The 21,772-nt window shown below is 71.6% G+C and carries 19 protein-coding genes; 10 read left to right on the forward strand and 9 right to left on the reverse strand.

The window, feature by feature from the left end:
- Nucleotides 1-27 precede the first annotated feature (27 nt).
- On the forward strand, nucleotides 28-2,913 hold the full coding sequence (locus BX283_RS34035) for a hypothetical protein (RefSeq protein WP_101391251.1): 2,886 nt from the start codon (nucleotides 28-30) through the stop codon (nucleotides 2,911-2,913).
- 36 nt (nucleotides 2,914-2,949) lie between these two features.
- Here the strand turns inward: BX283_RS34035 and BX283_RS34040 are convergent, their stop codons facing one another.
- The 3 genes from BX283_RS34040 to BX283_RS34050 all read right to left on the reverse strand — a co-directional run bounded on the left by BX283_RS34040 (nucleotide 2,950) and on the right by BX283_RS34050 (nucleotide 5,168).
- Entirely contained in the window at nucleotides 2,950-4,029 is a 1,080-nt protein-coding gene (locus tag BX283_RS34040; RefSeq protein WP_101391252.1) for a hypothetical protein, read from the reverse strand.
- Nucleotides 4,030-4,119: 90 nt separating this feature from the next.
- Nucleotides 4,120-4,380 carry a hypothetical protein gene (locus BX283_RS34045; protein ID WP_257584057.1) on the reverse strand — a complete coding sequence of 87 codons (261 nt, stop codon included), beginning with the start codon at nucleotides 4,378-4,380 and terminating at the stop codon, nucleotides 4,120-4,122.
- A 185-nt stretch (nucleotides 4,381-4,565) separates the two neighbouring features.
- A complete protein-coding gene (locus tag BX283_RS34050) occupies nucleotides 4,566-5,168 on the reverse strand; it encodes a PadR family transcriptional regulator (protein WP_101392741.1) in 603 nt (200 codons plus the stop codon).
- 126 nt (nucleotides 5,169-5,294) lie between these two features.
- Between BX283_RS34050 and BX283_RS34055 the strand changes: the two genes are divergently transcribed.
- Complete coding sequence (locus BX283_RS34055; protein WP_306822835.1) at nucleotides 5,295-6,272, forward strand: alpha/beta fold hydrolase; 978 nt, start codon at nucleotides 5,295-5,297, stop codon at nucleotides 6,270-6,272.
- A gap of 87 nt (nucleotides 6,273-6,359) precedes the next feature.
- On the opposite strand, the gene BX283_RS34060 is transcribed toward BX283_RS34055, so the two are convergent.
- Entirely contained in the window at nucleotides 6,360-6,959 is a 600-nt protein-coding gene (locus BX283_RS34060; RefSeq protein ID WP_101391253.1) for a class I SAM-dependent methyltransferase, read from the reverse strand.
- 180 nt (nucleotides 6,960-7,139) lie between these two features.
- Here BX283_RS34060 and BX283_RS34065 point away from each other — a divergent pair, with 180 nt between their 5' ends.
- From BX283_RS34065 to BX283_RS34095, 7 genes are all read left to right on the forward strand, one after another.
- Nucleotides 7,140-7,970: an MHYT domain-containing protein gene (locus tag BX283_RS34065; RefSeq protein WP_101391254.1), complete on the forward strand. Its 831-nt coding sequence runs from the start codon at nucleotides 7,140-7,142 to the stop codon at nucleotides 7,968-7,970.
- 119 nt (nucleotides 7,971-8,089) lie between these two features.
- Entirely contained in the window at nucleotides 8,090-10,855 is a 2,766-nt protein-coding gene (locus tag BX283_RS34070; RefSeq protein ID WP_101391255.1) for a nitrate- and nitrite sensing domain-containing protein, read from the forward strand.
- On the forward strand, nucleotides 10,852-11,289 hold the full coding sequence (locus BX283_RS34075) for a roadblock/LC7 domain-containing protein (protein WP_101391256.1): 438 nt from the start codon (nucleotides 10,852-10,854) through the stop codon (nucleotides 11,287-11,289). The genes BX283_RS34070 and BX283_RS34075 overlap by 4 nt, the downstream gene beginning before the upstream one ends.
- A 26-nt stretch (nucleotides 11,290-11,315) precedes the next feature.
- The gene (locus BX283_RS34080; protein WP_101391257.1) at nucleotides 11,316-11,729 is read left to right on the forward strand and encodes a DUF742 domain-containing protein; all 414 of its coding nucleotides are present in this window, start codon (nucleotides 11,316-11,318) and stop codon (nucleotides 11,727-11,729) included.
- Complete coding sequence (locus BX283_RS34085; RefSeq protein WP_101391258.1) at nucleotides 11,710-12,303, forward strand: ATP/GTP-binding protein; 594 nt, start codon at nucleotides 11,710-11,712, stop codon at nucleotides 12,301-12,303. The genes BX283_RS34080 and BX283_RS34085 overlap by 20 nt, the downstream gene beginning before the upstream one ends.
- Nucleotides 12,304-12,412: 109 nt before the next feature.
- On the forward strand, nucleotides 12,413-12,823 hold the full coding sequence (locus BX283_RS34090; RefSeq protein WP_101391259.1) for a roadblock/LC7 domain-containing protein: 411 nt from the start codon (nucleotides 12,413-12,415) through the stop codon (nucleotides 12,821-12,823).
- A 121-nt stretch (nucleotides 12,824-12,944) separates the two neighbouring features.
- Entirely contained in the window at nucleotides 12,945-13,979 is a 1,035-nt protein-coding gene (locus BX283_RS34095) for a DUF6397 family protein (RefSeq protein WP_143676527.1), read from the forward strand.
- Nucleotides 13,980-14,038: 59 nt separating this feature from the next.
- Here the strand turns inward: BX283_RS34095 and BX283_RS34100 are convergent, their stop codons facing one another.
- The 5 genes from BX283_RS34100 to BX283_RS34120 all read right to left on the reverse strand — a co-directional run bounded on the left by BX283_RS34100 (nucleotide 14,039) and on the right by BX283_RS34120 (nucleotide 21,005).
- Nucleotides 14,039-15,181 (reverse strand): hypothetical protein, encoded by a 1,143-nt coding sequence (locus BX283_RS34100; protein WP_101392743.1) that lies wholly within the window; start codon nucleotides 15,179-15,181, stop codon nucleotides 14,039-14,041.
- Nucleotides 15,182-15,349: 168 nt separating this feature from the next.
- The gene (locus tag BX283_RS34105; RefSeq protein ID WP_257584058.1) at nucleotides 15,350-17,842 is read right to left on the reverse strand and encodes a discoidin domain-containing protein; all 2,493 of its coding nucleotides are present in this window, start codon (nucleotides 17,840-17,842) and stop codon (nucleotides 15,350-15,352) included.
- A gap of 327 nt (nucleotides 17,843-18,169) precedes the next feature.
- Nucleotides 18,170-19,573, reverse strand: coding sequence for an MFS transporter (locus BX283_RS34110; RefSeq protein ID WP_180357333.1), 1,404 nt, complete (start codon nucleotides 19,571-19,573; stop codon nucleotides 18,170-18,172).
- A 22-nt stretch (nucleotides 19,574-19,595) separates the two neighbouring features.
- A complete protein-coding gene (locus BX283_RS34115; RefSeq protein WP_101391262.1) occupies nucleotides 19,596-20,282 on the reverse strand; it encodes an SDR family oxidoreductase in 687 nt (228 codons plus the stop codon).
- A gap of 234 nt (nucleotides 20,283-20,516) precedes the next feature.
- Nucleotides 20,517-21,005 (reverse strand): hypothetical protein, encoded by a 489-nt coding sequence (locus tag BX283_RS34120; protein ID WP_101391263.1) that lies wholly within the window; start codon nucleotides 21,003-21,005, stop codon nucleotides 20,517-20,519.
- Nucleotides 21,006-21,159: 154 nt separating this feature from the next.
- Between BX283_RS34120 and BX283_RS34125 the strand changes: the two genes are divergently transcribed.
- Entirely contained in the window at nucleotides 21,160-21,723 is a 564-nt protein-coding gene (locus tag BX283_RS34125; protein ID WP_101391264.1) for a TetR/AcrR family transcriptional regulator, read from the forward strand.
- Nucleotides 21,724-21,772: the final 49 nt, after the last annotated feature.

Here is a 21,772-nt window from a genome sequence, read left to right on the forward strand (position 1 = left end):
CCTCCCGGTTGCCCGCCCGAAATCGCCTTGCCCGTTGATCGAAGCGCGGCCGACGGTCCGTACACCTATCGCTATGCCCAGGGCAGGAAGCTCGTCGCCACCGTCGTCGCGGAACGCGACCCGGCGGCGGGCCTGGCGCTGCTGCGCGACGCGCCCCGGCTCATCGGGGAACGCGCGGCCGTCGCCCTCCTGCGACGCCCCGCCGAACTCCTCGACGTCCTGCGGGGCCTTCGCGCCCTCCCGCCCGTTCCACCGGGGGAGGAACCCGGACCCTTCGAACTGACCGTACCGGCGGGCCCCTTGGCCAGGACGACCGTCGCCGCACTCCGATCCCTGTCAGAACCCGACCTCGTCGAACTGGCCACCCGCTGCCGCGCCGGCGGCGGCCATCTGCGCGCACCGGGACGGCAGGAGGTCGCGGCCGACCCGCTGCTCGCGCTGCTGCCCCCGGCCGAACGGCGACGGCTCGTCGCCGAACGGGCGGGCAGCGCGGGGCACCGCGTCCCGCTGGCCGCCCTCGCCGCCCTCGAACCGGCCGACCGCGCCGAGTTCAGTGAGGCACGCCTCGAACGCTGGAAGCGACGCCCGGTCCATCTCATCGCCGTGGCCGTCGGCCTGCCCCTCGCGGACGCCGAACCGATCCTGCGAGAACAGGCCTCCCACCACCGGATACACCAGCGCGTGTACGCCTGGCCCGCACTACTGGCCTGCGCCGAACTCAAAGGTGACCCGCACGAGTTCGCCCGCATCGCGCTGAGCTGCGAACGGGCCTGGCACGACCAGGAAGAGGTACGGCGCCATACGCTGCGACAACTGACGGGAACCACCGCGCGACTGCTGGCCGCCCTACCCGAACAGGTACTGCGGGACGCCACACTGACGACCGTCCAGTCCCGCGACTCCAAGGCGGAGACGCTCGCCGCCGCCGCGTCGCTGCTGCGCCGCACGACGGAGAGCGCCGCCGCACGCGGCGACTGGCGGCGCGCCGCGACCGCCGCCCGGCTCCTCTGCCAGGTTGTCACGGACCCGCGTCACCGTGGCTCGTACGGTCCGCTGCGCGTCGACCTGCCGACGGCACGCCACATCTGGGCGACGGCAACCCCGTCCGGCGAGGCTTCCGAGGACCCGGCCGTGCGGATCGCGCTGGCCGAGCTGCTCGCCTCTCACCTCACCGAACTGCCGGACGCCGACGCCCTGATGCACCGAACCGCGCTCACGTACGACGACCCCCGGGCCGCCGCCCGCGCAGCCGCCGTGTGGGTGACTCCAGCCCGTGTCCGGGAGGACCGCTGCGCCCAGCTGATCGCAGCGGACCCGTCGTTCGCCGCCGTCGCCGAAGTGCTGACGACGATCACCGAACGCCGCACCGATCTGCTCGCATCCGTCCTCGCCTCGGCCCGCACAGCCGTGGAAGCGGGCGACAGTCGGGGGCTGCGCGGCAGGGTCCGGCCGCGAGGTGGGGCATGGGTACCCCGGCCGAGAGCCGGAGCCACCGGACGCTGGCAGCCGAAGGAACGCCGCCAGTGGTACGAACTGCTGGCGGCGGCCGCCACCGACGAGCGTGCGCCGATGCGCGTCCGCGCCGACGCGGCGGCCCAGCTCCGCTCACCCGCTCACCTCCACCCCCTCGCCGAACATGCACCCCAGCCGGTCGCGGCAGCCGCCCTCACCGCCCTCGGCGAGAGCGGTCCGGCCGCGCCGGAGCTTCTGGCCACGCTGCTGCGGCACGCCGGAACCGGCGGCGTGCGCGGCCGCGCAGCCGTCGCTTCCCTGCGCTCCCTCCTGGCCGAAGCGCCGGACGGCCAAGCGGTCGCACTGCTCATCCCCCTTCTCAACGCCCCGACATCGCCGGTTGGTTCCCGCAAGGAGGCGGCCCGCACGCTCGGGGCCCTGGGCGGGGAGGGCGCCGACACGGCACTGCTGGAGGCGTGGGACCAGCCGCACCAGCACCGGGACGTACGCGCCGCGATCGCCCCGTTCCTGCTGCGGCTCGCGGACCGGGACGACGTCTCCCGCCGACTGCTGGAGGGGACGCGCGAACCGGCCGTCCGGGACGCGGTCATCACGCGGTCCGTGACGTCCGCCGCGTACATCGCGTTCCTCGCGCGCGTGGTCCGCGAGGGCGACGACGACAGCGCCGCGGCGGCCTGCGCCACTCTGCACGGGCGGATCGTGGGGGAGGGCCCCGCCATGCGGGACGCGGCCCACGCGCTGGCTGAGGCCGCGGTCGCGGAGGGGCGGCCACAGAAGGTGTGGCACGCGTCGATTGCGGGGATCGCGGCGATTGGTGAGAACGGTGCGATCGGTGAGATTGGTGAGGGCGCTGACGTCGCGATGGGGCGTCCGCCGACTGACGTTCTGGGGCAGGTTCTCGGCGCGCTCGTCGACAAAGCGACAGCGAATTCGAGCACAGAGCACGTGAGGCGAGACGCCCTGCGACGGCTCGAAAGATGCGCCGACGCGGTCAGCTCCGGCTACGGCTCGTACGTGGACATGCGCCGCGCCGACGCGATGGCGGCCGCTCTGGAGGACGCCGGGCTGCTGCACGAGGCCGCGCGCCTCGCGCTGGACGCCGCGTGGGCCGCACTCCGGCGCGCCGACCCCGCGCCCAAACGCTGGGCAAAGGCGCTACGGCTGGTCGAGAACCACCCCGGCCGGCTGCCCGACCTGAGCGGGTTCAGCCTCGGAGCCACACCCGTCCGCCACGCCGAGGCGACGCTCCGCACCGCCCGCATGCTGCGGGAACGCGGCACGCCGTCCGCCGGACTGCTGGCGATGGCCCTTGTACGGGCAGCGGGGGCGCGTACGGGTTGGGACGCGCCATGGCGCACCGAACTGTCCGCGCTCCGGCGCCACACCGACCCCGATACGGCGATGGCGGCGCTGTTGACCGAGCCTGTCGGGGGCGGGTGAGGGGAACGGGGGCGCGCGCGGCGTCGCGGGCGCGGCTCAGGAGGGCCGTACGGCGATCGCGTCCAGGGCTTCCAGGAGCCCCGGCAACTTGGGCCCGCGCCCCACCGGCGTCACCTCGCCCGGCTCGTCGTCCAGCAGCACGAACGCGATGTCGTCGGTCCTGGCAACGATCGACCACCCAGGACCGTCGGCCCGCAACATCCGCGCCCCACCCGGCGCGAAGCTCGACCGGACACGCCCGAGCGGGGGAGGGGAGTCGAGGTACTGACGTACCTCGTCGAGAACTCGCGCTACGCGCGCGTTGAGGTCGTCGGGGTCGGCGGAGGGGTCGGAGGAGTCGGTGTTGGACTCGTCCGGGGCTTCCGGGGCTTCCGGGGCTTCCGGGGCTTCCGGGGCTTCGGAGGTTTCGGTTTCCGAGGTTTCCGGGGGCCCCAGGGTGTTTGAGGTCGACGGGTCGGCGGCCCCTGCGGCGTCCGCAGGGGCTTCCAGCGCGGCATCCGCGGATCCATCCGCAGCATCACGCGGGGTCGCGGCCGGTGACTCCGCGGATGCCGTCGGCTCCGGCTCCTCGTCGCCGTCCTCGTCCTGGTCGTCGGCTATCTGCCCGCGCCACATCGCCCACTGAAGGGCGATTTCGTCCGCGCCGAGGCGCCTTTGCGGGGAGCCCCACACGCTCGTGTCGGGCGGGGTGAGCGGCGGGCGCACCGTGCCGTCTTCGTCCGGCTCCGGCTCGGGATCGTGCGGCGGGGCCACTCCGGGCGCGGCGACGGCGAGTTCCAGCGGCCACCCGGGCAGCGCGGCCACCACCGTACGCTCGCCCGGCGACAAGTCGTACTCCATCCCGCAGTCCCACGACGCGATCGCCACCGCGACCAGCGAGACGTCGTCGACGACCACGGTCCAACGGGCGCCGCTCCCGTCCTGGCCGAGGACCAGGCCGTAGCCGCCCGGGTACGGTTCGAGGCCGAGGGTCGCGCACGCCTCCGGGAAGTCGTCACCGAGCACGCTGGGGAACTGCGCGGGCGTGAGCAACACCGCCGTGAGCACATACAGCGCGTCGTCATCGACCGCGTCGGCTGCGGCTGTGGCAGCCGCCGCCTCGTCCGTCCCGGTCACGGAACCCTCCCCTTCGGATCGCTCGTCGGCGCACCATAACCAGTCGGTAACCCGATCGTCGAGGGTTTGCGGCACCCAGCCGGTACGAGGTCAGGCGACCGGCAACCCCATCAGCGAGCGCGCGACGGCCTGCGGCGACTCGTCGCGCTCCCGCGCCAGCGCGATGAGCGCCCGGCACGCCAGCTCCCGAACCCCGAAGGACATCGCCTCCGGCGACACCCACCCGACCGCCTCGTCGAGCGCCTCCTGGTCGTCGTCCGCGCAGGCCGCGACGTAGGCGGCGGCGGCCTCGAAGATGTTGTGCTGCCGCACGGGCTCGCGCCGCTCCGGCTTCCGGAATCTGCCGAACATACGAAACATCCGGACCGCCTTCCTCACAGGTGCGCTCACCAGGTACCAATCAACGTGCCTTTCTCAAGCTAGAGTTGACAACCTGGTGACAGATAGGGGTCGTAACGGGTCGGTTGACGTGAACCGCTGATGTGAACCGTCAGCGAGTGCCGACCGTGAACGGCTTACGAGCGGGTCCGGCCGCGCTACCCCGTTGCGCCGGTCGAACGGTTCGAGCCGGAGGCTCCCTTCGCGCCGGTCGTATCGGCCGCGCCGCCCGGCTCGGTCGATCTGAGCGAACGGAGGGTGGCGCGCAGCCACTTCAACTCCGCCGCGCTCGTGGCCCGGGCCACGGTGAGAATCCCCTGTCGGAACGGGTCGTCCAACTCCTCCGCGCTGAGCGGTCGTTCGCCTTCGTAGAAGAAACTCGCGGGCTCTTCGAGGAAGCTCAGTCGTCGTCGCAGCACCTCGGCCTGCCGGGCGGGCTCGGGCAGGTGCCGCAGAAACGCCAGCAGTGTGAACCACCGGTTCTCATCCGTGATCTCCACCTGCTCGGGCTCCGCGAGCCGCCGCACCAGCTCCGCCCTGCCCTCGGCGGTGAGCGTGAGCGTGTGGCGGGGCGCCGCCACCGCGCCGGGCTGTGTCTCCCTCGCCAGCAGCCCCGCCTTCTCCAGCCGCTTGATCGCAGGGTAGAGCGTGCTCTCGGCGACAGGGCGTACGTGCCCGGTCAGCGCGGTGATCCGTTTGCGCAGCTCATAGCCGTGCAGCGGCGCTTCGTACAGAAATCCCAGGATGGCGAGCTCAAGCATGCCCGCATTCTGCCGCATGCACGCTGTACATCGGTGTCGCTATACATCGTGGCCGATGTATAGTCGCCGAACCGAAGCAAGCGGCTGGAGTGCCTGACAGGCACGAGCAGAACGGGGGACGGAACCGTGCGACAGACGGCATTCGACAAGCAGGGCAGCCAGATTCGCTGGACCGAGTCGGCGGGGCTATCGGTGTCCGGGCAGCTGCCGGGCTCGGAGGGGCTGCCTGAGCCGGAGGAGCTGATCGAGGCACAACGACTCGACGAGGCGAGCCGGACGCAGGGTCGACCGCAGACCGGTCGCCCGCAGACCGGTCGCCCGCAGACGGGGCGCCCGCAGGCGGGTCGCGACGAGCGCGGCCCGAACCCCGCCCAGCCGCCCCTCGTGTACGTACACGGGCTCGGCTCAGCATCGACCGTCTACCACGCCCACACCGCCGCCGACCCCCGCCTCGCCGCCCGCAGGCAACTGTTCGTGGACCTGCCCGGCCACGGCATCAGCGACCGCCCGGCCGACTTCGGCTACAGCCTGGAAGAACACGCGGACGCCCTCGCCGCCGCCCTCGACGCGGCAGGCGTCGCCGGAGCCGACATCGCCGGGCACAGCATGGGCGGCGCCGTGGCCATCGTGCTCGCCGCCCGCCGCCCCGACCTCGTGTCCCGCCTGGTACTCACTGAGGCCAACCTCGACCCCCACCCCGTCCCGACGGCCGGAAGCAGCGGCATCGCCACTTACACCGAGGACGACTTCGTCCACGGCGGCGGCTTCGCGGCCGTCCTCGACCGCATCGGCCCGCTGTGGGCGGCGACGATGAGGCTCGCCGACCCGCTCGCCCTGCACCGCACCGCCCTCGGCCTGGTACGCGGCACCCAGCCCACCATGCGACACCTCTTGATGGGCCTGCCGATCGACCGCACCTACCTGGTCGGCGGCATCGACAACGACCTCTCCGGCCGCGAGGAACTGACCGCGTCGGGCGTCCACATCGAGGTCGTACCGAACGCCGGCCACAACATCATGTTCGACAACCCCCAGGCCTTCATCAGCGCGGTGGTGGGTGGCGGCGTCAGCAGGTCTTCGGCCGGCTGTCGCCAGGCGTCGTGAGCGGAACTGCCGGAACTGTAAGCCGTACTGCCGGAAGCGTCAGCCGTACGGGAGGGGGCCCTCCCCCCCTCCCTCCCCCCACCCCCGTCACCCCTCCCGCACAGCAATCGCCAGAAAGCGCGCGTCCTCGTCCACGTACGACACCATCCGCCAGCCCGCCCCCGCGAGCAGCGGCCGCAGCTGTGGCTCCGCCCGGAGGTCGTCCGGTGTGATCTGCTGCCCCTGGCGTGCGGCGAGGGCCGCGCGTCCGATGGGGTGGAAGAGCGCCAACCGCCCACCCGGCCGTACCACCCGCGCCAACTCCCGGAGATTCGCCTCAGGTTCCGGAAGGTGTGAGATCAGCCCCGCCCCGAACACCGCGTCCAGCACCCCGGTTCGCAGAGGCAGCCTGGTCACATCGCCGAGCGCCAGACACCCGGCCCGGTCGCGCTCGGCCCGTACCGCCGCTTCCAGCATCTCAGGCGTCAGGTCGAGGCCGAGCACCGTGCCCCCGGGGCCTACCGCGTCCCGGAGCCGCGGCAGTGCGCGGCCCGTCCCGCACCCGGCGTCGAGCACGGCGTCTCCGGGGCGCAGTCCCAGCTCCGCGACCGCCGCCGCGTACGCCGGCCCGTCGTCCGGAAAGCGGCTGTCCCAGCCCGCTGCGCGAGCGCCGAAGAATTCCTGAACGTGCATGTGGTCATCGGCCATATGCCCATGATCTCGCACAGGCTCGAACGGTCCACCGCTGACTCGTCTGGCTGAAACAAGTCCTCGGTGCGCATGTTCGAACTCGGCACGATCGTTCAGGGGCCTAGTTGTGTCAATTTTCAACGGCTTTCGAAATGCGCCCCTGCCGTGCGCCCCCGGCCGGACTAGCGTCCCGGGGCCATGGGACACCTGGACCACGCCGCCTTCGGCTGGCTGACCCCCGTGCTGTCGTACGTGATGGCCTGTATCGGCGCCGCCCTCGGGCTGCGCTGCACCGTCAGGGCGCTCTCGGCGACCGGCCGCTCCCGCCGCAACTGGCTTGTCACGGCAGCGTCCGCGATCGGCACCGGCATCTGGACCATGCACTTCGTGGCCATGCTCGGCTTCGCCGTCACCGGCACGGACATTCACTACAACGTGCCACTCACCCTCCTCAGCCTTCTCGTCGCGATGCTCGTCGTCGGTGCCGGTGTCTTCGCCGTCGGCTACGGCAAGGACCGCACCCGCGCCCTGCTCCTGGGCGGCCTCACCACCGGCCTCGGTGTCGCCAGCATGCACTACCTCGGCATGGCGGCCCTGCGACTGCACGGCCAGATCCACTACGACCCCGCGCTCGTAGGTCTCTCCGTGCTCATCGCGGTCGTCGCGGCCACCGCAGCCCTATGGGCCGGACTCAACATCAAGTCGCCTGCCGCTGTCGCAGTCGCGGCCCTGGTCATGGGTGCGGCCGTGAGCAGCATGCACTACACCGGCATGATCGCCGTGAGTGTGCACGTCACTCCGTCCGGCGCAGATCTGCCGGGAGCGACGGCCATGCAGTTCATCTTCCCCCTCGCGGTCGGTCTCGGCTCCTATCTCTTCATCACCTCCGCCTTCGTCGCGCTCTCGCCCACCGCAGGGGAGCGCAGCGCCTACCGCTCCGCCGAACTCACGGACCTGAACGCGCCACCCGCCGCTTCCCCACGCGACGCGAGCACCCCTGAGCGCATGCGCACATCCGGCCCCCTCTGACCCCGTTTCACCCCTCGCCCATCCACTCTCCACAACGACCGCTCATGGCCCGAAGTTCCGGTCACAGAACAGCCGTTCCCAGATTTTTTGCAGAACCGTTCCCGTAAGCGAGGCGATCCGTGCGCACACCCCGCAAGGCCCCGGGCGCCGCCCCCGGGCCGCTTCCCCCGGCACCCTCACCCGCACGCGGCCGACGCGCGCACGCCGGCCCGCCCGCTGCCGAGTACGACTCCGCAGAGGCAGGCCGGGGCGAGGGTCCCGGGGCGTATGAGCGAGCGTTCCGTGCGCGCCCGGAATCAGGGCAGCCGGGTGAGCCGGTGGAGTCGGGGCTGCGCGGGCGGCTGCGCCCGACGACCGTCCGAGCCAAGATCGTGTCGTTGCTGATGGTTCCGGTCGTCTCGCTGCTGGCCCTCTGGGGATTCGCCACCGTCACGACCGCGCAGGACGTCTCGGCCCTGCGCCAGCTGCGCCGCATCGACGAGCAGGTGCGTACGCCCGTGGCCGCGGCGGTCGCCGAGCTCCAGGCCGAACGGCGCTCGGCAGTCAGGTACTTGGCCGCTCCGGCCGACGACCGTGCGGCCGCGTTCACCCAGCAGGCCAAGCGCACCGATGGCGCGCTCGCTCAGCTACGCCTCGGCGACAAGAACACCGTCGCGGACGAGGGCGACCTTCCGGGCGGCGCGGCCGACCGGCTGCGGCAGTTCGTGTCCCGTGCCCAGCAACTGCCGGCCCTGCGGGCGAGTGCCCTCGGTCGCAAGGCGGGCTGGGACACCGTCTACCAGCAGTACACCGACACCATCGCGCTCGCCTCCGACGTAACCGGTGCGCTCACCGGCCTCAAGGACGGCTCACTCGGCTCCGACGCGCGCGTGGTTCACGAGTTCAGCCGCGCGGCGGAGATGCTGGCCCGTGAGGATGCCCTGCTCAGTTCGGCGCAGCTCGCGCGCACGTTCAGTTTTGCCCATCACACCGCGTTCGCCGGTGCTGTCGACTCGCGCCGCACCCTCACCGACGCCGCCACAGCCGACCTCAGCGGCGCGGAACACGATGCCTGGCGCACTCTGAGCGGGCAGCCCGCGTACACCGCGCTCCGCGCCGCCGAGGACAAGGTGCTGGCCGCGGCGCCCGGACGCGACGCGGCCCAGGCCGTACCGGAGGCTTCCTGGGACGACGCGCTCACCGCGGTTCAGAAGGGCATGCGCGACATCGAGTCCGGTGCCGCGCGCGATGTCGTGGGCCGCGCCGATCCGTTCGCCCGAGGCCTGCTCACCCCGGCCGGGTCGGCCGTCCTGTTCGGACTGGTGGCCGTGGCCGCCTCCCTGGTCATCTCCGTCCGGATCGGCCGGGGCCTCGTCGTCGAGCTGGTCAGCCTGCGCAATACGGCCCTGGAGATCGCGCGGCGCAAACTCCCGGCCGCCATGGGCCGGTTGAGGGCGGGCGAAGACTTGGACGTCGAGGCCGAGGCGCCGCAGGGCCCGGTGTCCGAGGACGAGATCGGCCAGGTCGGGGAGGCGCTCGGCACCGTCCATCGGGCGGCGCTGGCCGCCGCCGTGGAACGCGCCGAACTCGCCAGCGGCATCTCGGGGGTCTTCGTCAACCTCGCCCGCCGCAGTCAGGTCCTCGTCCACCGGCAGCTCAACCTTCTCGACAGCATGGAACGCCGTGCCGAGGACCCGGGGGAGCTTGGCGACCTGTTCCGCCTCGACCATCTCACCACCCGGATGCGCCGCCACGCGGAGAGCCTGATCATCCTGTCCGGGGCCGCCCCCGGGCGTGCCTGGAGCGTGCCCGTCCCGCTCACCAGCGTCGTACGGGCGGCGGTGTCCGAAGTCGAGGACTACGCGCGCGTAGAGGTACGCCAGCTTCCCGAAGCGGCTGTCACCGGAGGCGCGGTCGCCGACCTCACCCATCTGCTGGCCGAACTCGTCGAGAACGCCGCGCAGTTCTCGCCGCCCCACACCAAGGTGCGTGTCAGCGGCGAACCCGTCGGCAACGGCTACGCCCTGGAGATCGAGGATCGGGGGCTTGGCATGGGCAGAGAGAGCCTCGACGAGGCGAACCACCGGATCGAGCACTCCGAAGCCGTTCACCTCTTCGACACTGACCGCCTCGGCCTCTTCGTGGTGAGCCGGCTCGCCGCACGGCACGGCATCAAGGTCCAGCTGCGTACCTCGCCGTACGGCGGCACCACTGCCGTCGTCCTTCTGCCGACGGGGCTGCTGGACAGTGCCATCACCGCCGTCGCCCGACAGACAACGCGCTCCGGGCTCGACACGGAGCGGGTACCCCTTGCCAGGTCCGCCGAGCGTGATGGCAGGGCGCCCACTGCCGTGCGAGGGAAAGGACGCAGACCGCTCGCCCCGGCGCCAGGCCTTCGGCCCGAACCGGCAGACGACGATCACCTGGAGAGCCCCAGCCGGACCGAGTCCACCGCGTCGATCGCGGTGCGCCCCACCCTCGTCGCCCCGGTCGAAACTCCATCCACGCGCGCGACGACCGCGCCCGCGACGGTGCCGACATCACCGCCCGGTGTGGCCACGCTGCGTCAGCGGGCCCGGACTGTCGCCCCCGACAGCGCTCATGGCGACGGACTTCCGCGCCGCGTACGCCAGGCGAGTCTTGCCCCCCAGCTGCGCGAGGCCCCCGCCGAGCAACCGCCGACTGAGGAATCCGCCGACACGCGCACCCCGGAGCAGGTCCGGGACCGCATGACGGCCTACATGGGCGGCTGGGCCCGTGGAGGCGCCTCCCATGCCGGCGCGGCCCAGGACACAGCCATTCGCGTCCCTGAGGCCGACGCTGACACCGACCGCACCACCAGCGGCCCTTCCGCCGCCGAAGACGCCTGCGGTGGCGACCAACCGAGCGAAGGAGACCACGCATGATCGACCACCAGAGGCTCGACTCCCCGCTCCGCGCCGGGGAAGTCGACTGGCTGCTCGACGACCTGGTCCTGCGGGTCGGAGAGGTCCGGCACGCCGTCGTCCTGTCCAACGACGGACTGGCTGTCGGCTCGTCCAACGGCCTCAGCCGTGAGGATGCCGAGCATCTCGCGGCCGTCGCCTCGGGGTTCCACAGTCTCGCCAAGGGAGCCGGACGCCACTTCCACACCGGAGGTGTGCGACAGACGATGGTCGAGATGGACGAAGGTTTCCTCTTCGTCGCCGCGGCGGGGGACGGCTCCTGCCTCGCCGTGCTGAGCACCCTCACCTCGGACATCGGCCTCATCGCCTACGAGATGGCCCGCCTCGTCAGGCGTGTCGGCGAGCATCTGCACACCCCACCCCGGCACACCGCGCGGCCCCCGGCCGCTGGTTGACCGGACGACAAGGGACGTCACACCCCATGACCGAGCACGAGGAGGCCGCCCCGGCGCCGGCGGGAAGCCGCTGGTACGACGCCGACGCGGGTCCGCTCGTCCGCCCCTACGCCATGACGGGCGGCCGCACCGAGCCGGCCGCCGGCGGCATCCGGCTCGACTTCATCGCCCTGGTCTCGATGGCCGCCGACGCCCCGGGCCTCGCCGAGGAGTCGTTGCTGGGGCCCGAACACCGGTCCCTGCTCACCCTGTGCCGGACGGAGACCCAGTCGGTCGCCGAGCTGGCCGCCGACGCGGATCTGCCGGTCGGGGTCGTCCGGGTCCTCATCGGCGACCTCCTCGAAGCCGGGCACATCAGCGTGCACCGGCCCGTACCGCCCGCGCAGTTGCCCGACGAGAAGATCCTGAGAGAAGTGATCGATGGCCTCCGAGCACTCTGACCCCACTCCCGCCCTCGCGCTGAAAATACTGGTCGCGGGCGGATTCGGGGTCGGCAAGACCACCCTCGTCGGCGCCGTGAGCGAGATCCGGCCCCTGCGCACCGAAGAACTGCTCAGCGAGGCGGGCGAGAGTGTCGACGACACCGACGGCGTCGACCACAAGACGACCACCACGGTGGCCATGGACTTCGGCCGCATCACCATCCGGTCGGGGCTGTCGCTCTACCTGTTCGGCACCCCTGGGCAGGACCGCTTCTGGTTCCTGTGGGACGAGTTGTCGCAAGGCACGCTCGGCGCCGTCGTCCTGGCCGACACCCGCCGCCTTGAGGACTGCTTCCCCGCCGTCGACTACTTCGAGCACCGCCGCATTCCGTTCGTCGTCGCCGTCAACTGCTTCGCGGGCTCGCGCGCCTTCGGCGCCCACGAGGTCTCCCAGGCCCTTGACCTCGACCAGGGCACGCCCGTCGTCCTGTGCGACGCCCGCGACCGCGACTCCGGAAAGGAGGTCCTGATCCGCTTGGTCGAGTACGCCGGGCGCTTTCACACCGCCCGGCTGCTCGACTCAGTGGGCTGAGCGCTGCCGCTGCCCCCCGGAGGCCCTGCTTGCCCCCACGCGAACCATGGGTAAGGCTTGCCGCAGACCTGGGGGGAAACGGGGAACGCATGAGTGGGGTGAGGCTGTAATGGCACTGAACAAGGAACTCGACTGGCTGCTCGACGACCTGACCAAGCGGGTCGAGCACGTGCGGCACGCCATCGTCCTGTCCAACGACGGTCTGGTCACCGGCGCCAGCGCCGACCTGCCCCGCGAGGACGCGGAACACCTCGCCGCGGTGTCCTCGGGGCTGCACAGCCTGGCCAAGGGGTCAGGCCGCCACTTCCGGGCCGGCCGGGTGCGCCAGACGATGGTCGAGTTCGACGAGGCGGTGCTCTTCGTCACGGCTGCGGGCGACGGGAGCTGCTTGTGCGTGCTGGGCACCGCCGAGGCCGACATCGGCCAGATCGCGTACGAGATGACGCTGCTGGTCAATCGTGTCGGTGAGCACCTCGGCGTCGCGGCACGGCGGCCCGGCCCGCCGGTTTCCGGCCTCTGACCAGCGGTTCTCCGGCGAAGACGGTCCGATCGGCGAAAGTTATCCACAGGCCGAGCGGGATGTCTGAACGGAGGGTTACGGTCGTCACCGAGAGTATTCGCAACTCGCGGGGGAGGACCTCATGACCACCACGACCACGGCCGAAGTGACCGGAAAGACAGTCGCCTTGGGCCGGGCTGCCCAGCAACTCGAGCTGAAACGAGGAGAATTCGACCTCGCTGTGCAGCTCGGCCATGTCCGCACCGTGCGGGAAGACCTAGGTGCGCGCCCACGGGTCGCACAGGAGGAGATCGAGCGGATCCGCTCGGCCGAGGGCTTCCCGGAGGCCCTGCGTGAACGAGTCCGCGTGGTGGGTACGGCGGAGGCATCGCAACTGCTCGACGTGCCTGCCCACCGTTTCACGCGGCTCGCCCGAGGCGGCCACTTCACGCCGGTGAAGTGCTACCTCAACCGCTACAGGGCCGTCGTCTGGCTCTACCTCGCCGAAGAGCTGACCGACCTGGCCCTTCGGTATCCGGAGCTGCTCAACGACCGTCAGCTGCCCAAGGAGACGCTCGTCCGGCTGGGCGCGGGCGAGGACCGGCGCCCGCGCAACTGGCGCGGTCGGCGCGCCGCCATGCTGCTGCAGCAGACCGACGACCCCTGGGAGCGAGCCGCGGGCATCGCCTCCGCACTCGACGCCGCGCATCTGGCGGAGGTGGTCACGGACCCGTACGAGCGGGCGTATCTGAGCCGGCTCCGACCCGAACCGGCCCGGGTCGGCCCGGATTCGCCCGCCGTCCGGGAGATCATCGAGCGGCTGCAACTGGCCCAGGACCCTGACGAGGTCCTGTGGTACCGCATGGATCTCGCGCAGCACCTGAGCATCGCCCGCTCGGCCCGTCCGGCACCGAGGCCGGAGTGGGAACGCCCCGCGATCGGTGCGACGGCGACTGCGAGCGCGCTCCGGGCCCACGTGCCTGCGCCGGCTCCCTCTCTCGGGTCGTTTGGGCCCACGCCGAACGAACTCAGGCAGAGTGCCGCCGAGGGCAGGGAACTCGGGCCGGTCGTGGTCGAGCGGGCGGAGCGGGGGGACGGCCACGGAAGGCTGAGGCGCGGTCTGGCACGCTTCCGTCGGCCCAGGACGGCCACCCGCTCGTCCACCACCGCGCCCTGACGCCGGTGACAGCGATGACAAGGACAGGATTCCTCAGCGCGATCGGAGCTGCTGTCGGATCAGCTCTGCATCGAATGGTGTGCGGTGGCCGGAGGCCGTCGTCCGCGCCGCCCGTGTCCGCGCCTGCGTGTGCGGTCCCGCTGCGGCCACACCAGTACGTACGTCGTGGAGATGACCACGAACGCGAGACGTATCAGGCCGCGTGCCGAGTCGTCCGGGACGACGAAGACGCTGCCGTACAGGGCGATCAGCGCGAGCCAGCTCCACCATGGCACCAGCCGGCGCTGCCCGATCACGTCCCACAGGAGTGTGCCCAGCAGGACGGACGCCGTGTAGTACGTGTAGACGCTCGGGTCCAGGACGATGCGGGCGTTGGCGCCGAGCAGCACCACGGCCGTCCAGCGTTTGCGCCAGACCGCGATACCGCCGAGCGCGAGGCTCAGTGCTGCCTGCGCGGGCCGGTCCCAGCCGGGGGTCTCGGCGTCGCCGACGCCCAGCCAGCGCAGCGCGGAGGCGGGCTGGTTGGGTATCGCGAATCCGGTGGCGGCGAAACTGTCCGCGTTGCCGATGAAGAACGGCAGCCAGGCCAGGGCGACGAGCCCGGCGCACCACAGTCCGGCCCGCAGCCACGACTGTCGGGGAAGCGCGAAGAGCAGCATGGCGAAGCCCAGCGCGGTCGGTTTGGAGTCCATGGCCAGGGCGAGCCAGATGCCCGTTCCGGCCGCGTTGCCGCGGGTGACCGCCCGCACGGCGAGGGTTGTGAAGAACAGCGCCAGCACATCGTCGAGATGGCCGAACCGGACCGAGACCTCGATCCACATCGGGATGAAGGCCAGTCCCGCGATGAGGACGCGCTGGCGCAGCCGCTGATGGTTGGTGCCCGTGCCCAGGAAGTGCCAGGCGGCGCTGCGGCCGACCAGCACCACGATCACCAGGCCGAGCACCGACATCAGCGCCGCGGCGAGGAACTGCCCGGTCGAGTCGGGGAACGGGTTGAACAGCCCGGCGATCAGGAAGCTGACCGGCCCCATCTGGAGCTCGGGATGGTGGGCGTACAAGTTGAGCCCGCCGGTGCCGTCGCCGGACGGCCCCTGGTAGATCAGCTCCCCGCCTGTGCGCAGATAGTGCCAGGAGAAGCCGCCGTTCGGCTCCACCACGGCGAACCAGAGAGCGGTCCATGCGGTGAGCAGCACGAGGTGCATCCGCTGGCTGATGGCCGGCACGTCTGTTCAGCTCCTGTTTCCCCGCCGGGTACGTCGACAGCTCGCAGGGGCCTGCGGAGCCCGGCAGGGAAGACGGGAGTCCGGTGCGACTCGTTCATCGGGGCACGCAATTGTGCTTCCGCCCACACCCGAAGCGTGCGGAACGGGTCATCCCACACTGATCACTTTTGCGATGCTCGGTACGCCGTCTGTATTCAGGGCGAACAGCAGGTACGTGCCGGGGAGTGCGACTCCGGGGTCGCTCGGGATGGAGAGGTCGTAGGCGCCTTCGCCGCTCTGCCGGAAGGTCAGTGGCACCCGGCGCTGGTCGTTGTCGACGGAGTGGGTCGCCGCACCGGTGCGTACCAGGGCGAAGGCGCCGACGGGCGACCCGGTGGTGACCGGCAGCGTCGAGCCGAGCGCCACATGGGCGGGCGGGGTACTGGTGATCACGGGCCGGGGTCGCTCGCTGCCGTCCGGGTTCAGCAGATAGGGCGGGGTGAAGACCGCACCGTCCAGGTGGTTGGTCGCGCAGTCGCCGCAGAGCCCGCCGCCGCCCGAGAAGATCCGTCCGTCGGGCAGCAGGTTCGCGGTGCTGTGGTAGTTGCGGGGCACCGCCATCGTGGCGAGGGGTGTGAAGCGGCCGGTGGCCGGGTCCCAGATCTCCGGGGTCATGACCGACTTGGCGTCGCTGAACGGAACCGGGGTCTCCTGGCCGCCGAAGACCGCGACCTTTCCATCGGGCAGTACGACGCTGTTGCTGAACGCGCGGGCGGCGGCCATGTCTCCGGTGCGGGTGGCCGTGGGCCGACCGCCGCCGTTGAGGTCGACCGTGTAGGCACGGCGGGTGGCAGGGGTGTCCTGGTAGGCGGGCGCGCCGCCCAGGGTGAGCAGCTTGCCTATGTCGTACGAGACAGCGTTGCCGTTCATCGCGTCCGCGCTGTCGGCCCGTGGGCCGGCGGGGGTGATGCTGCCGTTGCCGTCGGTGGTGATCCAGTTCATCTGCTTGCTGGGGCCGAGTTGGAGGACGCGCCCCTGGGAGGTGGCGTGCAGCCACATGTGGTTGTCGGCGCGGTAGGCGCCCTTGGGGTCGGCGGTCATGGCGCCCTCGACCCGCACGCCCGGGAGTCTGCGCCAGGTGTGGGCGGCGGCCGACCACACTTCGCCGTCCCTGGGGCCGTCCCCGCCGCTCCAGGAGCCGCCGAGGACGAACGCGTCGCCGTTGGAGAGAAGCGTCATCGCCTGGTAGCCGCGGGCGATGTTCATGTCGGCCGTCGAGGACCAGGTGTCCGTGCGGGGGTCATAGATGCTCGCACGGGTCGCGTTGCTGCCGCCCGTGACCAGCACCCGCCCGTCGGAGAGCAGGGCTATGCCGGGGCAGAACATGTCGTGGCCCGTGTTGTCCACGCGGCGCTGGGTCACTCGGCCGGTGGTGAGGTCCATGACGGCGGTCTGGGTGTAGCCGTTGCTGCCGCCGTACCGGTCGACGGCGTACGCCGACCAGGCCAGCAGTTTGTTGCCGGGCAGGACGGCCGTGGCGACGGGCACCAGGGGGAACCCGGTGACCGGTCCCCAGGAGCCCGACACGGAGGGGTCACCGGGGCCGCTGAGCCGGATCTCGGCGGCGGAGCTCCAGGGGCCGCGCTGCCCCGCCTCGCTGAGGGCGACGAGTCGTACGTACCGCGCGGAGACGGTGCGGGTGAAGAGGGCGGTCTTGACGGTCGCGTCGTCCTTCCAGTGGCCGCTCGCGACCGGCGCGTCGAACGAGGTCCCGTCGAGGCTGGTGGAGACGGCATAGGTGCCGATGCGGCCGTTCACGCCGGTCTGGCGCGGCTGATAGGTGAGTGCGGAGACGGCGGTCGTGCGGTGCATGTCGATGACGAGGGCGTGCGGGAGCCGTACGGTCTTCGGCGACCATCTGCTGTGCCAGAGGGTGGTGGGGTCACCGTCCAGGACGTTGGCGGCGAGGCCGTTCGCCTGGGCCCTCTCCTCGTCGGTCGCGGAGACCGTCCAGCCGTCGACCGGCAGGAGGGCGGTGAACGGCGCCGCGAGGCCGGGGTCACCCAGGAGGCGGACGTCGGCTGCGGAGGCGAGGGGCGCGGGCGAGGAACTGGAGGATATTCGCTCCGTTCCGGCAGCCCAGCCGTTGTGACCGGCGGCCGGTGTCGTAGCCGAAAGCCGCACATAACGGGTGCCCTCGGCGGCGAAGTTGAGGGTCTTGGCGGTGGTGTCGTCGGCCAGGGTTCCGGTGGCGACGGGTGGGGTCCAGTGCCGCCCGTCCGTGCTGAGACGGATGGCGTACTCGGTGACGCGGCTGCCGCCGCCGGTCCTGCGCGGCTGGTAGACGAGCGCGGAGACGACGTCGGTCCGGTGCATGTCGATGGTGAGGGAGTTGCCGCTCGCCGTGACGCTCCAGCCGGCCCCGGACAGGACGGGGGCGGTGGGGCGCATGGCGTCGGCGGGTGTCACTCCGTGGTGGGGAGACATCGGAGACGCGTTGGGGTCGATCACAGGGGAGGCATGGCGGCCGGGGACGGCCGCGTCGCTGGGGGTGACCAGCGGCAGCAGTGCGGCGGTCGTCGTCGCCGTGGCGAGGAGGACGAGTGCACGTGGTCTGAGGCGGGTGAGACGGAACGATGTACGCGAGAACCTGAATGTCACCCGAGCCCCCCGGCTGAGATGTGGTGGCAATGTTCCGGCTGAACCTAGGACATGTGGGAGCCATGTCAAGGTCACCGGCCGGAAATGTCCCGGTACCGGCCGCCGCCGGGCACGCGCTCAGCGCTCGCGCTGTCCCGCCGGTGGGACACCGGTCGGCAGTCGCCCGTAGCTGGGGCCGCTGCCGACCGGATCCTCTCGCACGCCGGACGTGTGAGGCCGAGGCGGTTGAACGCGATGCCGTGCACCGTGAACGGGCCCGGGTTCCGGTGAGCCCTGTCGAGCAGTCGGGTTCATCCCCGGCATCAGCCCGCCTGCTCTCGACAGGCCCTAGCGGGCCGCCTCGTATGCCGCCACGCCTGCTCGGCGGCCGGCGAGGGCCAGCAAGGCGACGCCCGTCAGGGTTGCGGCGACGAGTACGGTTGCCCCGGTCCACGCGGCGTAGCCCACCGCGTCCGTGAAGGCCGCGCCCGGGTTCTTGGCGCCTGCTGCCAGCTGGTCCGTGAAGCGGGAGGTCATCAGGGTGCCCAGGATGCTGGTGCCCAGGACCGCGCCGACCTGGCGGGCCGCGTTGACCGTGCCGCTCGCCTCGCCCTCGCGGCCGCGCGGCACATGGCTGACGCCGAGTGCGGTGGAGGGCGCGTTGGCCAGTCCGCAGCCGAGGCCGAAGACGACGAGGGCGGCGGCGTACCCGGTGAAGGTGTCGCCCGGTTCGACGGTGGCGAACAGTGCCGCACCGAGGGCGGCCAGGAGGAGTCCCGAGATGATGAGCGGCCGGGGGCCCCACTTGCGTACGAGGATGCCTGCCGCCACCGAGGCGACGATGAACGTGCCGAACTCCGCCAGGAGTTGGACGCCCACCTCCAGGGCGCTCAGCCCGCGTACCTGTTGCAGCCACAGGACTTGCAGCAACGAGATGCCGACGAAGCCGAAGAGGACGGTGGCCGCGAGCAGGAGGGAGGCACTGTAGGACGGGTCGCGCATCAGGCGCAGATCGACCATGGGGTGGTCGCGGCGCAACTCGACGGCGACGAAGGCGCCGAGGAGGACGACTGCTCCGGCGAGGGAGGAGAGTGCGCGGGCGGAGGCGTAGCCGTGGTGGCCGCCGTCGATCAACCAGTAGATGAGCAGGGCGAGTCCGGCCGTGCCGAGTACCTGCCCGGCCCAGTCGGGTCGGCCTCCGGGGACGCGTGACTCCTCCACTCGGGTCAGCGCCACGAGGACGGCCAGGGCGGCGAGTGCGAGGTTCAGCCAGAAGGCCGCGTGCCAGGTCCACCAGCGCAGGGCGAGTCCGGCTGTGACCGGGCCGATGGCCAGGCCGAGCCCCGAGGTGGCGGCCCAGGCGGAGATGGCTCCGGCGCGGCGGCGCGGGTCGGGGAAGGCATGGCTGACCAGCGCGAGCGAGCTCGGCGTGATGAGCGCCCCGCCGAGGCCCGCGAGGGCCTGCCCGGCCAGAACCGTCGGCAGGTTGGACGCGAGGACCAGGACCAGTCCTCCCGCGCCCATCGCGACGGCACCGGCGAGGAAGATCCTTCTGCGGCCCCACCGGTCCGAGAGGGAACCAGCGCCGAGGACGAAGGAGGCGACGACGAGGGTGTACATGCTGGGCACCCAGACCAGGTCGGCGGGGGCGATGCCCAGGTCGTCCTGGACGTCGCTGAGGGTGCCGATGGTCTGGGTGGTCTGGAGGAAAACGGTGAACAGGCCGAGGCAGGCGGCCACGAGGACGGCCATGGGGCTGCCTTTGGAGCGGAGTTCAGCGCGCGGCATGCGGCACCCCCGAGAGCGCGGCCTTGACCTGGCGGGTGATCTCGTCGGCGAGCACTTCTTCCCGGCCGGCCTCGACCGCGTCGAGAACCTGGTGGGCGACGTCGACGGGGCTCGTCTTCGGCTGGTCGACACCCGCCGCCATGTCGGTGTCGATGAAGGCGGCATGTACGGCGACGGTCAACGTGCCCTGTGGGCGCAGCTCTTCGCGTATCGCGTTGGTCATCGACAGCGCGGCCGCCTTGGAGACACCGTACGAACCGATCTGCGGGAGGGTGTGCCAGGACAGTACGGAGAGCATGTTGACCACGGCGCCGCCACCGTTCCGGGCGAGTACGGGGGCGAAGGCGCGGCACATCGCGAGAGTGCCGAACAGGTTGGTCTCCAGTTCCGCCCTCGCCCCTTCGAGTGAGTCCGCACCGATCAGGGAACTGCCGCTCAGAACCCCCGCGTTGTTGAGGAGAAGGGAGGTGTCGGAGCAGAGTTCGGCGGCCGCGGCGACTTGTGCGGGATCGGTGATGTCGAGCGCGACCGGGGTGAGACCCGGGTCGGTCACCGTGCGCGGATCGCGCGCCGCCGCGTAGACGGTCTTGGCGCCCCGCTCCAGCAGGGCGAGGGCGAACGCACGCCCCAGCCCTCGGTTGGCGCCGGTCACGAGCGCCGTGGTGTTGCGCATGCGTGTCTTCCTTCGGGAGTTGTGGAAGGCCGCCCGGCTCGAAGCCGGGTGAGTAGGAAATCTGGACTCACCCTAGCGGAGTGCGTTGGATATTCAAATGGACGGGGGATGGGTGTGGGGATGGGTGCGGGGATTGGTGTGTGGGTGGGGCGACTGATGCGGGCGAGAAATGCGGGGGGGGAGGAAGGGTGAGGGGTGAGGGGCGGTCGATGAAGTGGTGTGCGGTGGCGGGGGTCAGGGCGCCGCCTCGACCTCCAGGTGGCGGCGGCGGCGCGCGCCCCGGTATTCCAGCGCCTCCCAGCCCAACGGCCGCAATGCGTCCGCACATTGGCGCAGCGCCTCGGGTTCCTCCTGGACGGCGCCGCTCCCGGCCGGGCCCAGCCACTCCACACGGACGACCCCGGGCTGGTCGGCCGGGCTCACGCGGTAGCCCGTCGCGGTTCGCTGTCCGGCGGCGTCCGTGGCCGACGGTGGAATGCCCGCGGCTTCCAGTGCCAGAGCGACCGCGCGCACCATCTGGTTCCGCTCCCAGGCTGCGGGCAGGGAGAGCGGATCGGGGTGCGCGGCGTTCATCAGGCGCCGGATCTGTCGCAGCCCCTCGAAGGCGACCCGTACCGCCGCCTCCCGCTGGGCGGGTGGGTCCGTCGGCGCGGGTCCGTCGCCGGTCGCCGCCTCGAAAGCCGCTGCCGTGGGCCGCTCGTTGTGCTCATGGGGAGGCGTCACCGTAATCCCTTCTCCGGGGCGGGCGGGGAGGGTAAGTGTCGCCGACCTTGCGGGGGAGTGAGGCCGAGGCCTGTGGCGGGCTGGGATGGTTTGGTGAGCAAAGTTTGCGCCATGTGAGACAAATTTGTATCATTCGAGACGTGAAAGGATCGCCATGCTGAAAGATGAAGCACTGCTCGACGCGGCGGCGCGTGTCCTCGCGGACAATCGCGGTGCTTCGCTGGTCCAGGTCGCCACCGGGATCGGCATCAGCCGCGCGACGCTGAGCAGGCGCTATCCGACCCGGGAAGCGCTGATCAGAGCCGTCGCGGCGCGGGCCATCGACGTCATCGACGAGCGGCTGGCCGCCACCGATCTGCCCGACGACGCGGACGCGGCGGCGTTCGATGCCTCACTCGAACGGCTGATCGCGGATCTCGCGCCCGCCGTGGACCTGTACGGCTTCACCGCCCACGACGGCCTCGTCCTCGCGGATCCCGTCTTCCGGGCCGGCCTTGAGCGCCACGACCAGCGCGCCCTGCGCTTCGTGACCCTGGGGCAGCGGCTCGGGCGTCTCCGCGGCGACCTGCCGCCGTACTGGATCTGGTACATGCTGTGGGGGCTGCTCGACGCGGCCGCCGAGGGCGTCCGTGACGGTCACCTCGGGCACCGCGAGATCCGCCGCCTGGTCGGCACCGTGTTCCGCCACGGCGCGGAACCGCCGGACGCCTCGTCCTGACAACAACGTCCTATTCGTACTGCCTGGGCGACACGTCCTGGGCCCCTAC

This window comes from Streptomyces sp. TLI_146 (genome assembly GCF_002846415.1).
In the GTDB taxonomy this organism is placed as follows: Bacteria; Actinomycetota; Actinomycetes; order Streptomycetales; family Streptomycetaceae; genus Streptomyces.

Coding starts and splice junctions, on each gene's coding strand:
- BX283_RS34045 (WP_257584057.1), bottom strand. CDS start 4,380: ATGTTCGGCAGATTCCGGAAGCCGGAGCGGCGCGAGCCCGTGCGGCAG.
- BX283_RS34050 (WP_101392741.1), bottom strand. CDS start 5,168: ATGCTTGAGCTCGCCATCCTGGGATTTCTGTACGAAGCGCCGCTGCAC.
- BX283_RS34060 (WP_101391253.1), bottom strand. CDS start 6,959: ATGGCCGATGACCACATGCACGTTCAGGAATTCTTCGGCGCTCGCGCA.
- BX283_RS34065 (WP_101391254.1), top strand. CDS start 7,140: ATGGGACACCTGGACCACGCCGCCTTCGGCTGGCTGACCCCCGTGCTG.
- BX283_RS34075 (WP_101391256.1), top strand. CDS start 10,852: ATGATCGACCACCAGAGGCTCGACTCCCCGCTCCGCGCCGGGGAAGTC.
- BX283_RS34080 (WP_101391257.1), top strand. CDS start 11,316: ATGACCGAGCACGAGGAGGCCGCCCCGGCGCCGGCGGGAAGCCGCTGG.
- BX283_RS34085 (WP_101391258.1), top strand. CDS start 11,710: ATGGCCTCCGAGCACTCTGACCCCACTCCCGCCCTCGCGCTGAAAATA.
- BX283_RS34090 (WP_101391259.1), top strand. CDS start 12,413: ATGGCACTGAACAAGGAACTCGACTGGCTGCTCGACGACCTGACCAAG.
- BX283_RS34095 (WP_143676527.1), top strand. CDS start 12,945: ATGACCACCACGACCACGGCCGAAGTGACCGGAAAGACAGTCGCCTTG.
- BX283_RS34100 (WP_101392743.1), bottom strand. CDS start 15,181: ATGCACCTCGTGCTGCTCACCGCATGGACCGCTCTCTGGTTCGCCGTG.
- BX283_RS34110 (WP_180357333.1), bottom strand. CDS start 19,573: ATGGCCGTCCTCGTGGCCGCCTGCCTCGGCCTGTTCACCGTTTTCCTC.
- BX283_RS34115 (WP_101391262.1), bottom strand. CDS start 20,282: ATGCGCAACACCACGGCGCTCGTGACCGGCGCCAACCGAGGGCTGGGG.
- BX283_RS34125 (WP_101391264.1), top strand. CDS start 21,160: ATGCTGAAAGATGAAGCACTGCTCGACGCGGCGGCGCGTGTCCTCGCG.